We start from the raw sequence: 11,948 nt of genomic DNA on the forward strand, positions 1-11,948 counted from the left end.
CAGGCGTCCTTCTCGTCGGCGTTCAGCCACTCCACACCGCGCAGCGTACTTCATGCTTGAAGTCATGCTAGGTTTGACTTCAAGCATGAAGTCATCGAAGGGAAGAGTCATGAGCAAGCCGGAGTTCTTCGCCACCCCCGGATACGGCGACACCCAGCTCAAGAACATGCGGTACAGCCAGGCCGTGCGCATCGGCGACCGCGTCGAGACCTCAGGTCAGGGCGGCTGGAGCGACGAGTTCGAGTTTCCCGAGTCGCTCGAGGAGGAGATCGTGCGCGCGTTCGAGAACGTCGAGCGCACGCTCGCGACGGCGGGCTCGTCCTGGGCCGACGTCGTGCACGTGAACTCGTACCACGTGCTCGGCGACGACTCGTTCGACGACCACAACCGCGTGATGGTCGAGCAGTTCCGTGCGCGGATGGGCGACCGCGCACCCATCTGGACCGAGAGCGGGGTCACCGCCCTCGGTCACCCGAAGATGCGCATCGAGATCCGCGTGACCGCGATCAGCTAGTGCGGTGCGCGGGCAGCGAGCTTGGCCGAGCCCGGGTCGCCCGCCGCCAGCGCGCCACGAGCGGCGAGCTGGCAGATGTCCACGCTGGTCGTCGCGAGCTTCGCGCCGACGCCCGTGAGAGCCGTGTGGTTCATGGACAACGACGTGATGCCGAGGCCGATGAGCACGCACGCGAGCAACGGGTCGGCCGCCGCCTCGCCGCAGACGCCGACGGGCTTGCCGGTGGCGGTCGCCGCCTCGCCGACCTGGGCGATCAGGCGCAGCAACGCGGGCTGCCACGGGTCGTTCAGCGCGGCGACGCCACCGAGCTGGCGGTCGGCGGCGAAGACGTACTGGGCCAGGTCGTTGGTGCCGATGGAGATGAAGTCGACGACCTGAAGGATCTCGCGGGCCGACAGTGCGGCCGACGGGACCTCGACCATCACGCCGGCGCGCTGGATGCCGGCCTTGCGGGCACGTTCCACGAACCAGGCGGCTTCGGCGGCGGTGGCGACCATCGGGGCCATGACCGAGACGTCGGCGCCGGAGGACTTGGCCGCGGCGGCGATGGCCTCGAGCTGGCGGTCCAGGATCTCCGGGCGGTCGAACGCGACGCGCAGGCCGCGGACACCGAGGGCCGGGTTGGGCTCGGGGGCCGGGTTCAGAAACGCCAGCGGCTTGTCCGCGCCCGCGTCGAGGGTGCGCACCACAACGGGTTTGCCCGCAAACGGCGCCAGCACAGCCTCGTAAGCAGCAGTCTGCTCAGCAACGGTCGGTTCCTCTGCGGCGTCCAGGAAGCAGAACTCCGTGCGGAACAGGCCGACGCCCTCCGCACCCGCCTGAGCAGCGGCTTGAGCATCGGCAGGGGAGCCGACGTTGCCCAGGACCTTGACGCGGTGGCCGTCCTTGAGGACACCGACGCCGTTCCACGAGGCCTTCTTGCCGGTACCGGCCGAGCGGACCTTGCCGTCCGACTCGCGGACCTGGCCGGTGTCGCCGTCGACGTCGAGAGAGGTGCCTTCGAACGCCAGGATGCCGCGGCACGCGACGACGGCCGGGATGCCCAGCGACCGGGCGAGGATCGCGGTGTGGGAGGTCGGGCCGCCCTCCTCCGTGACCAGGGCCAGGACCTTCGACGGGTCGAGGCCGGCGGTGTCGGCGGGCGCGAGGTCGCGCGCCACCAGCACGGACGGCGAAGCCAGGTCGGGAACGCCGGGCGCGGGCAGGCCGAGGAGTTCGGCCACCACGCGGTCGCGGACGTCCTGGACGTCACGGGCCCGTTCAGCCATGTAGCCACCGGCGCCCTGCAGTGCCGAGATGAACTTCTCGGCGGCCTGGTGCACCGCACGGGCGGCGGTCAGCGACTGGTCGACGACGAGCTTCTCGGCGGCCTTGATCAGCGACGGGTCACCCGCCATCGCCGCCGTGGTCTCCAGAACGGCACGGGCGTCGCCCTCGACCGTCTTCGCGCGCTCCATCAGGCGCTGCACCACGACCTCGGCCGCAGGGCGGATGAGGGAGGCTTCCATCTTCGTATCCGCTGTTCGCTGGCCCGCAGGAGGTTCCGGCAGGGCCTCGGCGATCCTCACCACGGGGCCGGTTGCCCGACCACTGCTCACACCGACACCGCTCAGCCGCGCGCTCGACATGGTCTAGACCATACCCTCCGACCGGAAACCCAGGACAGCTCAGTGTGACCAATTGAGCGGCGGAACGCGCAACGATGCTCCGTTCGTCATCATGGCTTAACACGGACGGCCGACGGCGGTGTGACAGTAGGCCGTTCGGAGCAGTACGGTCCCGCTGTGCGACTTCCGTCCGTCTTCGCCGCAGTCCTCCTGGTCGCCGGATGCACGTCGGCGCAACCGGGCCTCGGCCCCGAGATCAACGTTCCCGCTCAGCTGAGCACCATCCAGGAGGCAGTGGACGCGGCGCAGGAGGGCGCGACCATCGTCGTGTCGCCGGGCGTCTACGAGGAATCGGTGCGGGTCAGGACCAAGGGCCTCACGATCAGGGGAGCCCGCCGCGGCAGCGTGATCATCGACGGCGAGGTCAAGCGCGAGAACGGGATCGAGGTCGCCGCTGAGGACGTGTCCGTGCAGAACCTGACCGTTCGCAACCACACGGCCCACGGTGTGCTGATCTCCGAGCAGCGCGGTTTCCGCGTCTCCTACGTGACGGCCAGCAACAACGCGCGGTTCGGCGTCCGCGCTCTCAACGCCCAGAACGGTGTGATCGAGCAGAGCTACGCGAGCGGCAGCGCGGACTCCGGGTTCTCCGTCGGCCGGTGCAAGCCGTGCGACGTCGTCGTGCGCGGCAACGTCGCCGAACGCAACGCCGTCGGCTACCAGGGCACGAACGCGTCCGGCCGGATGTTCGTGCTGGGCAACAGGTTCAGCGGCAACCGGGTCGGCATGACCTCGGCCGCCGAACGCCAGGAGGACGTCGTGCTCGTCGGCAACCTCGTGTCCGACAACGACGAGGCCCTCTCACCCGCGCAGGCCGACGGCGCGTTCGGGCTCGGCATGAGGATCCTGACCAGCGCGAAGAACCTGGTGTCCCGCAACCTGATCACCGGCAACCCCGGCGTCGGGCTGGCGCTGAGCCCCGGCCAGGACCCGAAGGACAACCACCTGGAGACCAACGTGATCGTCGGCAACGGCCAGGACGTGCGCTACGAAGCCGACGCGCCGCAGAAGAAGTCCAGGGCGCCGCGCGGGATCCCGTTCAACCAGGTCGCCGCGCCGCCGCTGCAGCCGGAGATGCCCGCGGACCCGTTGCCGGACAAGGCACCGGACGTCGACAGGTACGTGCTGCCGAGCGAGGACCTGTTCGACGAGCGCGCGGCCGTGCGGGCGTAGGTCAGCCGACCTCGGCGGCCGTCGGGTAGGACGGCTGCGCGCCGGCCTTGGTGACGGACAGCGCGGCCACCTTCACCGCGTACCTGGCGGCCTGGACGATGTCGTCGCCCTCGGCCAGTCGTGCCGAGAGCGCTCCGGCGAACGCGTCACCGGCGCCGGTCGTGTCGACCACCTCGTCGACCTCGATCGACGGCACCTCGACCACGCCCGCCTGCGCCACGACGGCCGCTCCGCGCGAGCCCAGCGTGACGATCGCCGAGGTCGGGCCGAGCTTGAGCAGGTCGCGCCAGTCGTCGCCGACCAGTTGCGCGGCCTCGTGCTCGTTCACGATCAGCACCGTGAGCTGCTTCAACGTCTCCGCGGGCAGTTCCGCCACCGGCGACAGGTTCAGCACGGTGCGGACGCCCGCCTTGGACGCGACGCCGATCGCGTGGATCACCGTCTCCAGCGGCACTTCCAGCGAGCAGGTCAGCACCTGGGCGCCGTCGAACGCAACACCGTCCACATCGGACAGTGACACGTCGGCGTTGGCACCGGGCGAGACGACGATGGAGTTCTCGCCGTCCGGCGTCACGGTGATGTAGGCGATCCCGGTGGGGCGCGCGGAGGTCTTCACCAGAGCGGTGTCGACGCCGGACGACTCCAGCGATTCCCGCAGCAGCGAGCCGTAGCCGTCGCCACCGACGGCGCCGATCAACGCGACGGAAGCACCGACGCGGGCAGCGGCGACGGCGGTGTTGGCGCCCTTGCCACCGGGCAGCACGACGGTGTCGCCGCCGAGCACGGTCTCACCGCCGGCGGGCCGCCTGCCGACCTCGACCACGAGGTCGGCGTTGGCGGACCCGAGAACAAGCAGAGCGTTCGTCACTTGATGAACTCTGCCACGTTCTTCGCGTTGATGACCTTGACCTCGACGTCCACGACCTGCTGGACCGGCTCGCCCTTGGCGGCGTGCACGGCCTGCTCGACGGCCTTGGAGCCCAGCAGCTTCGGCTGCTGCGCGATGGTCGCGGCGAGCGTGCCGTCCTGGATCGCCTTCAGGCCGTCCGGGGTGCCGTCGAAGCCGACGACCATGACGTCCTTGCCGGCACGGGCGCCGAGGGCCTTGATCGCGCCGAGCGCCATCTCGTCGTTCTCGGCGAAGATGCCCTTGAGGCCGGGGTGCCCCTGCAACAGGTTCGTGGTCTCGTTGAGGCCCTTGGCGCGGTCGAAGTCGGCCACGGCGGTGGCGGTGACCTTGATGTTGCCGCTGTTCAGGCCCTGTTCGAAGCCCTGGCCGCGGTCACGTGACGCCGACGCGCCGGGAATGCCCTTGAGGTGCGCGACCTCGCCGGAGGCGGCGCGGCCCAGTTCGATGGCCGCGAGGCTGCCGCCCGACACGTTGTTCGAGGCGACCTCGGCGGCGACCTTGCCGCCCTCGACCGCGCGGTCGACGGAGATCAGCGGGATGTTCGCCATCTCGGCGGCCTTGGCGGCGGGCGCGGACTGCTTGGAGTCGACCGGGTTCAGCAGGATCGCCTTGACGCCCTGCGTCACCAGCGTCTGCACCTGGTTGATCTGGTTCGTCGCGTCGTTCTGCGCGTCGACCACGGTGAGCTTGGCGCCGAGCTGGTCCGCCATCTCCTGCGCGCCCTGCTGCAGTTCCACGAAGAACGGGTTGTTCAAAGTGGACACGGCGAGGCCGATGGTGATGCCGTTTCCTCCGGACGCCCCAGTTCCGCTGCACCCGGTCGCCACAAGAGCAGCGGCACCGAGCGTCAACGCGATCCGTCGGGTCACCTTCATTGGTGTCTTCCTTACCTGTTGCGGGTTTTCAGCGACGGCGAAGTGAGTCGAGCAGCGCGGCGAGAGCGATCACCACGCCGATGACGACCTGCTGCCAGAACGGCGGCACTTGCAGCAGGTTGAGGCCGTTGCGCAGGACGGCGAGCACAAGTGCGCCGACCAACGTCCCGGTGGCGCGGCCAACGCCACCGGACAACGACGCACCACCGATGACGACAGCGGCGATGGCGTCGAGCTCGTAGCCGGCCGCTGCCTGCGGACCGGCGGACCCGAGCCGTCCCGCGAGCACGAGGCCCGCGGCGGCGGCGAACAGGCCGCTCAGCGCGTAGATCCAGAGCTTCTGCTTCCGGACGTCGATGCCGCTGAGCTTGGCTGCTTCCTCGTTGCCGCCGATCGCGTACATGCGACGGCCGAGGTTGGTGCGCGTGAGGATCAGGCCGGTGATGCCGAAGAACGCCAGCATCAGCAGCAGTGGCAACGGAACCATCGGCGCGAGGTTCGAGCCGAGGAACGTGACCAGTGCGTCGGTCTCGTGCGGCTGGCCTTCGGAGAACACCAGCGTGAGGCCGCGGGCGACGCTGAGCATGGCGAGCGTCGCGATGAACGGCGGCAGCTTGCCGTAGCTGACCAGCGCGCCGTTGACGAGGCCGCAGAGCGCGCCGACCAGGAGCCCAACCGGTCCGGCGGTGAGCGCGCCGACCATCGCGGCCAGTGCGGCGATGCTGCCGACGGACAGGTCGATCCCGCCCGCCACCACCACGAACGTCATGCCGAACGCCATGATCGCGATGACCGCGGCCTGCACGCCGACGTTGAGCAGGTTCTGCGCGTTGAGGAACGCGGGCTGCATGATCGCGATGACCAGGGCGAGGATGACGAGCCCTGCCAGGGCACCGTTCTCGCTTGCGTACTTGCGAATGCTGATCGTGGTCATGCCGAAATCTCCTGCACGGCGAGTGCCATCACCTGGTCTTGAGTCGCGCCCTTGGGCAGCTCACCGGCCACCCGGCCGTGGGCCATCACGACGACGCGGTCGCTCATCCCGATCACCTCGGGCAGGTCGCTGGACACGAGCAGCACGGCCCGGCCCTGCGCGGTCATGCGGTTGATCAGCTCGTAGATCTCGACCTTGGCGCCGACGTCGACGCCCCTGGTCGGTTCGTCGAGGATCAGCACCTTCGGGTCGGCCAGCAGCCACTTGCCGATGACGACCTTCTGCTGGTTGCCGCCGGAGAGTTCCTTGACCGGTTGCTCGACGCGGCCCTTGATCCGGAGCTTGCCCGCGATGTCGTGCAGGCGTTTCTCGTCGCGGTTGTCGAGGGTGACGAGTTCGAGGTTCTGGCCGACGGTGGCCGTCAGGACGAGGCCCTGGCCCTTGCGGTCCTCAGGCACCAGGCCGAGGCCTGCCCTGATGGCGGCCTGGACGTCGTGGCGGGGCAACGGTTTCCCGTCGACCGCGACCGTGCCGTGGTCGTAGCCGTCGACGCCGAACGCCGCTCGCGCGACTTCCGTTCGTCCCGCTCCGACCAGGCCCGCGATGCCGACGACCTCGCCCGCGTGGACCTCGATGCTGATGTTCTCGAAGACGCCGCGCTTGGTCAGGCCCTGGATGCTCAGCAGGGGCTGGCCAGGACGTTGTCGCGCGCGTGGGTACTGCTCGTCGATCGGGCGGCCGACCATCAGCTCGATCATGTGCTGAGTGGTGGCCTTCGGACCCAGAACTCCGACGCTCCGGCCGTCGCGGAGGATCGTGATGCGGTCGGCGACGCGCTGGATCTCGTCGAGGTGGTGGGTGATGAAGACGAGGCCGACGCCGTTGTCGCGCAGCTGGGCCATGATCTGCAGCAGGCGGTCGGTCTCGGTCTCGGTGAGGACCGCGGTCGGCTCGTCCAGGATCAGCACGCCGGCGTTCTTGTCGAGCGCGCGGGCGATCTCGATCATCTGCTGCTGGGCGATGCCGAGGTCTTTGACCTTGGCGTCTGGGTCGACGTTCAGCCCGACCCGGTCCAGCAGCCTCGGGGCCCTGCGGCGCATCTCGGCGCGGTCGACGAAGCCGTACCTGCGCGGAAGCCGGTTGAGGAACAGGTTCTCGGCGACGCTGAGTTCGGGGACCAACGCCAGTTCCTGGTGGATGACGGCGAGGCTGGTGTGACCCTCGATCGTTCCTGCGTCCTGGCCGTGGATGCCCGCCAGCACCTTGACCAGCGTGGACTTGCCCGCGCCGTTCTCGCCGAGCAGGACGTGGACCTCGCCCGCGTTGATGTCGAGGTCGACGCCGTCCAACGCCTTCGTGGCGCCGAAGTGCTTGGTGATCCCGCGGGCGGTGATCAGGGTGTTCACAGCTCGGCCTCCCCGAGCGAACCGCGCAGCACGAGCTTCGCGGTGAGGCGGACGTCGTCGGGCTGCTGGCCGTTGATCAGGGCCAGCAGGCTGCGGGCAGCGGCGCGCCCCATCTCCACGGTCGGCTGCGCGATGACCGTGATCGGCGGGTCGAGCAGCGGGAACCACGGCTGGTCGTCGAACACCGCGAGCGCGATGTCGTGCGGGATCTGCAGGCCGCGTGCCCTGACCTCGCCCAACGCGCCGAGGCCCATCAGGTTGTCCATCGCGACGAGCGCGGTGGCGCCGCCATCGATCAGCTTGGCCGCGGCCTGACTGCCGCTCTCCTGGCGGAAGTCGCCGTGCACGACCTGCGCGAGGCCGCCGAGCGACCCCGTGAGCACGTCGGTTCGTTCTCTTCCAGTGGAGGTGTTCGGCGGACCCGCGATCACTCCGATGCGGGTGTGGCCGGCGCCGACGAGCCGCCGGGCGAGCGCGGTCAATGCCTCGCTGCCGTCAGCGCGGACGACGGGGCATGTCGCGCCCCTGACCGTCCGGTCGAGCAGAACTAGCGGTACGCCGCCTGCGCTCACTTCGCGAACCAGACTCGGGTCGTCGGTCGCGGGGCACAGCAGGAGGCCGTCCACCCGGCGGTCGAGCAGGGTGCGCACGTAGGTCGCTTCCTGCTCGGCGCTCTCGTCGGCGTTCCCGATCACGACGCAGTAGCCGTGTGACCGGGCTTCGTCCTCGACCGCTCGCGCGATCTCGGCGAAGAACGGGTTCAGCAGATCGCTGATGACCAGACCGAGGGTCTGGGTGCTGGTGGTCCTGAGGGATCGCGCCAGGGCGTTGGGCCGGTAGCCGAGCTCCTCGATCGCGGCGAGCACGCGCTCACGGGTCTCGGGCGTCGGTGCGGCATGGCCGTTGAGCACGCGCGACACGGTGGCCGTGGAGACGCCGGCGTGCTGCGCAACGTCCTTCATGGTCGTCACGAGGGCGTAGTTAATCGATTACACATGTATGTAGTCAAGCCGAGACCTGTGGATGAGTAGGTGTACGGATGTCACTGGGCGTGCTCTGCCTCACTCTGATCACATGGACGGACAGGATCGCCTCGGAGACGAGCAGCGCCTTGCGCTGGAGCTCGCGGCCATCGGGCAGCGGCTGACGACGATCAGCTCGGAGTTGCGTGAGCGCTCCACCTCGACCGCGGTGCTCGACGCACCTGAGGTGGCACGGCCCGGTGAGGTGCCGCAGCCGCCGGCCACGACCGTCCCGACGCCGCCCGCCGGAGTGCCGCAGCAGGGTCCGCAGCAGCCGGCCGGTGTGCCGCAGCAAGGTCCTGGACCTGCGCCGCAGCAGCCCGTCGGTGTGCCGTCGCCGCCCGTTGGCGTGCCGCAGCAGCCGAACCCGTGGTCGCAGCACGCCGCTGCCTCGACCCAGGCGCCGCCGCCTCCCGGCCCGCAGTTCCCCGGCCGGAACTTCCCGCCGCCTCCCCAGGCGCAGTGGCCCCACCCGCAGCAGCAGCCGTGGCCACAGCAGCCGCTGCCGCCGCGCGAGACCGTGTTCGAGAAGCTCGGCAAGGACGGCGCCGGCGCGAAGCTGCTGGCCTGGGTCGGTGGCGCGATCACCGTGCTCGGCTTCGTGTTGCTGCTGATCCTCGCCGTGCAGCGCGGCTGGCTCGGCCCGCTGCCGCGCGTGATCGGCGGCGCGGTGTTCAGCGGCGCGATGGTCGGCATCGGCATGTGGCTGCACCGCAACCCCGCCGGTCGTACCGGTGCGATGGCGCTGGCCTTCACCGGTTTCGCCGGTCTCTACCTGGACGTGATCGCCGCGACGAGCCTGTACGGCTACGTGCCGGAAGGCGTGGGCCTGGTCGTCGGACTCGCCGTCGCGGCGGCCGGTGTCGTGCTCGCGCTGAAGTGGGACTCGCAAGCGCTCGCGGTCAGCGTTGTCGCAGCCTGTGCCCTGTGTTCGCCGATCATCACCGAGGGCTTCACGGTCCTGCTCGTCGGCTTCCTGCTGGTGCTGAAGATGGCCAGCACGCCGGTCCAGATCAACCGCAACTGGCCGGGCCTCGCGATCGCCGGCGGCTTCCCCGCGATCCTCGCCTCGCTGCTCACCACCGCGAACGCCATCCCGCGCTCCTACGAGTGGACCGTGGTCGGCGTCACGGCGGCCACGACCGTCGTCGGCATCGCCGTCGCGTTCCTCACGATCCGCAAGCGGCCGGACGACATCGTCGCGGTGGCGTTGATCGCCGGTTCGGCACTGCCGGCCCTGTTCGCGACGACGTTGCTGAAGGACCCGGCCAACTCGATCCTCGCCGGGGTGGTCGCCGCCGTGCTGCTGGCGATCTGGATGGTCCCCGACCTGCCGCGCGGGTTCACGACGGCGGCCGGTGCGACGGGCATGCTCGCGTTGTTCCAGACCACGGTGATCGCGCTCGACGGCAACGTCCGCACGGCGATCGTGCTGGCCGAGGCCGTGCTGCTGGCGGTCCTCGCGGCGCGCCTGAACAAGAAGAGCGCGCTGGTCGGGTCGGCGGCGTTCGGCGTGCTCGGGTTCTTCATGGCGATCGGGCAGGCCGTGCCGATCACCTGGCTGGTGGAGGAGCCGCGGTTCTTCAACGACGTCGAGCCCGGCGACTACGCGGCGGGCCTGGTGACGGCGGTCGTCCTGGGTGTCTTCGCGGCCGTGCTGCCGTGGGCCGCGCTCAAGATGCAGGTGCTGCGCGAGCCGGCCAGGCACCCGTTCCCGTGGATCGTGTCCGGGCTCGTGCTGCTCTACGGCGCGGCGGGTGCGGTGCTGTGCGCGGCGCTGCTGGTGTCGCCGGACGAGACCGGGTTCCTCTTCGGACACTCTGTGGTCACGGTCTCGTGGACGATCGCCGCGTTGTTCCTGCTGGTCAGGGGCATCAACAACAAGGCGCTGCGGATCTCCGGCCTGATCCTGGTCGGTGCCGCGGTCGTGAAGCTGGTGCTGTTCGACCTCTCCGCGCTCGACGGGATCGCCCGCGTGCTGGCGTTCCTCGGGGCCGGTCTGGTCCTGCTCACCGCCGGTACCCGTTACGCGAAACTGGTGACGACGGCCAAGAAGTCGGTGTGAACCGCACCGAACGGCTGTACGCGCTGGTCGAGGAGCTCCGGGCCGTCTCGCCGAGGCCGCGCAGCGCCGCCTGGCTGGCGCGGCGGTTCGAGGTCAGCGCCCGCACCGTCGAACGGGACCTCGACGCGTTGCGGCAGTCCGGTGTCGCGATCCGCAGCGACACCGGACGCAACGGCGGGTACAGCCTGGACCGCGAGCGCACGCTGCCGCCCGTGACGTTGACCGCACGCGAGGCGTTGGCGATCAGCGTCGCGTTGCGAGCCGCGTCCGCCACTCCGTTCGCTGATGCGGCACGACAGGCGGCGCAGAAGGTGCTGGCCGTGCTGCCTCCCGACGTGCGGCAACGGGAGGACGCGCTGGCCGCGCGGGTGCACCGGGTCGGTCCACACCCCGATCTCCCCGCGATCAGTGGTCAGGTGGCCGACACCGTCGAGGACGCCCTGGTGACCGGTCGGGTGCTGCACCTGGCCTACACCGACAGGGCGGAGGCGACCTCGAGCCGTGACGTCGAGCCGATGGGCCTGCTGTGGGGACCGCACGGCTGGTACGTGGTCGCGTGGTGCCGACTGCGGGACGGGGTGCGCGGGTTCCAGTTGGACCGAATCGCCACCGCCGTGCTGACCGATGAGCGGTTCAGTCCCCGCGAGGCGGAGTGGGCGGCGGAACTCGACCGCTTGGACGCCGAGGCCCTGCGCTGAAATGTGACGCCGAACACCGACATAACGGTGTCGCGGTCCGTTGGAACCATCTCGTACATGAACAACAACGAAGAACGAATGCAGCAGTGGTGCCGTATGTGGAGCGAGGACCCGACGCTGGCCCACGAGCTGATGACTCCCGACTGCGTTCAGTGGTCCGCACAGACCGAGGGGCTGGACGACGTGGTCGGTCCTGCGGACCAGGTGAGGTTCATCGAGGGCTATCGCGCCCAGCACGTCAACGTCTTCACCGCGCGGACGCTCGCCGACGACGGCGATCAGTTCGCCTACCTGTGGGACGTGCGCAAGCCCGACGGCACCGTGAAGACCGGCTTCGACTTCAACGTCCTGCCTGGCGACAAGATCGCGGAGAACTGGACGTTCGTGGGTGAGCGCGACACGACGCCCGACCTCCCGCCCGCCGACGGCGGTGATCTGCGGCAGGTCCTCGACGGCTGGCTCGACACGCGGTCCCTGACCCTGCACCGGGAGCCGGTCCTGGACCTCGTCCGCGGCACCATCGCGTTCCTGTGGACCGGACCCGCGGTCAGCGGAGCCGACCTGCTGGCCGTGCGGGACGGCAGGGTCACCTGCTCCTGGTCCCTGACCGGCACGAGGCCTTTCCGCTACTGACCGTCGTACTACAACCAGGCAAAGATTTCCCTCGACAGAGTGACGGAAGTA

Annotated in this window: 11 protein-coding genes; 5 read left to right on the forward strand and 6 right to left on the reverse strand. The window is 69.8% G+C overall.

Annotated features, from left to right (window positions below):
- Positions 1–109 precede the first annotated feature (109 nt).
- Complete coding sequence (locus tag ACH413_RS16210) at positions 110–514, forward strand: Rid family hydrolase (RefSeq protein WP_360047487.1); 405 nt, start codon at positions 110–112, stop codon at positions 512–514.
- Here the strand turns inward: ACH413_RS16210 and ptsP are convergent.
- On the reverse strand, positions 511–2,142 hold the full coding sequence (gene ptsP / locus ACH413_RS16215) for a phosphoenolpyruvate--protein phosphotransferase (protein ID WP_360047488.1): 1,632 nt from the start codon (positions 2,140–2,142) through the stop codon (positions 511–513). The two genes, ACH413_RS16210 and ptsP, sit on opposite strands and share 4 nt — an antisense overlap.
- Positions 2,143–2,298: 156 nt before the next feature.
- Here ptsP and ACH413_RS16220 point away from each other — a divergent pair, with 156 nt between their 5' ends.
- Positions 2,299–3,354, forward strand: coding sequence for a right-handed parallel beta-helix repeat-containing protein (locus tag ACH413_RS16220; protein ID WP_360047489.1), 1,056 nt, complete (start codon positions 2,299–2,301; stop codon positions 3,352–3,354).
- A 1-nt stretch (position 3,355) separates the two neighbouring features.
- Here the strand turns inward: ACH413_RS16220 and ACH413_RS16225 are convergent, their stop codons facing one another.
- Genes ACH413_RS16225 through ACH413_RS16245 form a run of 5 tightly spaced genes read right to left on the reverse strand, consistent with a single transcriptional unit; the run spans position 3,356 to position 8,441 of the window.
- Entirely contained in the window at positions 3,356–4,222 is an 867-nt protein-coding gene (locus ACH413_RS16225; protein WP_360047490.1) for a ribokinase, read from the reverse strand.
- Positions 4,219–5,139, reverse strand: coding sequence for a substrate-binding domain-containing protein (locus ACH413_RS16230; RefSeq protein ID WP_360047491.1), 921 nt, complete (start codon positions 5,137–5,139; stop codon positions 4,219–4,221). The genes ACH413_RS16225 and ACH413_RS16230 overlap by 4 nt, the downstream gene beginning before the upstream one ends.
- 28 nt (positions 5,140–5,167) lie before the next feature.
- Positions 5,168–6,073, reverse strand: coding sequence for an ABC transporter permease (locus tag ACH413_RS16235; protein ID WP_360047492.1), 906 nt, complete (start codon positions 6,071–6,073; stop codon positions 5,168–5,170).
- Positions 6,070–7,479: a sugar ABC transporter ATP-binding protein gene (locus tag ACH413_RS16240; RefSeq protein WP_360047493.1), complete on the reverse strand. Its 1,410-nt coding sequence runs from the start codon at positions 7,477–7,479 to the stop codon at positions 6,070–6,072. Before ACH413_RS16240 ends, ACH413_RS16235 begins: the two co-directional genes overlap by 4 nt.
- The gene (locus ACH413_RS16245; RefSeq protein ID WP_360047494.1) at positions 7,476–8,441 is read right to left on the reverse strand and encodes a LacI family DNA-binding transcriptional regulator; all 966 of its coding nucleotides are present in this window, start codon (positions 8,439–8,441) and stop codon (positions 7,476–7,478) included. Before ACH413_RS16245 ends, ACH413_RS16240 begins: the two co-directional genes overlap by 4 nt.
- A 112-nt stretch (positions 8,442–8,553) precedes the next feature.
- Here ACH413_RS16245 and ACH413_RS16250 point away from each other — a divergent pair, with 112 nt between their 5' ends.
- The 3 genes from ACH413_RS16250 to ACH413_RS16260 are packed head-to-tail and all read left to right on the forward strand — an operon-like array spanning position 8,554 to position 11,897.
- Positions 8,554–10,566, forward strand: coding sequence for a DUF2339 domain-containing protein (locus ACH413_RS16250; RefSeq protein ID WP_360047495.1), 2,013 nt, complete (start codon positions 8,554–8,556; stop codon positions 10,564–10,566).
- Positions 10,563–11,264, forward strand: a complete 702-nt coding sequence (locus ACH413_RS16255; RefSeq protein WP_360047496.1) for a WYL domain-containing protein — start codon at positions 10,563–10,565, stop codon at positions 11,262–11,264. The genes ACH413_RS16250 and ACH413_RS16255 overlap by 4 nt, the downstream gene beginning before the upstream one ends.
- A 57-nt stretch (positions 11,265–11,321) precedes the next feature.
- Positions 11,322–11,897, forward strand: coding sequence for a nuclear transport factor 2 family protein (locus ACH413_RS16260; RefSeq protein WP_360047497.1), 576 nt, complete (start codon positions 11,322–11,324; stop codon positions 11,895–11,897).
- Positions 11,898–11,948 lie beyond the last annotated feature (51 nt).

The sequence above is a fragment of the Lentzea sp. NPDC020367 genome, from assembly GCF_044387305.1.
In the GTDB taxonomy this organism is placed as follows: Bacteria; Actinomycetota; Actinomycetes; order Mycobacteriales; family Pseudonocardiaceae; genus Lentzea.

Excerpts from the sequence above, each read along its gene's own strand:
- ACH413_RS16235 (WP_360047492.1), bottom strand. The coding sequence starts at position 6,073 with ATGACCACGATCAGCATTCGCAAGTACGCAAGCGAGAACGGTGCCCTG.
- ACH413_RS16245 (WP_360047494.1), bottom strand. The coding sequence starts at position 8,441 with ATGAAGGACGTTGCGCAGCACGCCGGCGTCTCCACGGCCACCGTGTCG.
- ACH413_RS16250 (WP_360047495.1), top strand. The coding sequence starts at position 8,554 with ATGGACGGACAGGATCGCCTCGGAGACGAGCAGCGCCTTGCGCTGGAG.
- ACH413_RS16210 (WP_360047487.1), top strand. The coding sequence starts at position 110 with ATGAGCAAGCCGGAGTTCTTCGCCACCCCCGGATACGGCGACACCCAG.
- ptsP (WP_360047488.1), bottom strand. The coding sequence starts at position 2,142 with ATGTCGAGCGCGCGGCTGAGCGGTGTCGGTGTGAGCAGTGGTCGGGCA.
- ACH413_RS16230 (WP_360047491.1), bottom strand. The coding sequence starts at position 5,139 with ATGAAGGTGACCCGACGGATCGCGTTGACGCTCGGTGCCGCTGCTCTT.
- ACH413_RS16260 (WP_360047497.1), top strand. The coding sequence starts at position 11,322 with ATGAACAACAACGAAGAACGAATGCAGCAGTGGTGCCGTATGTGGAGC.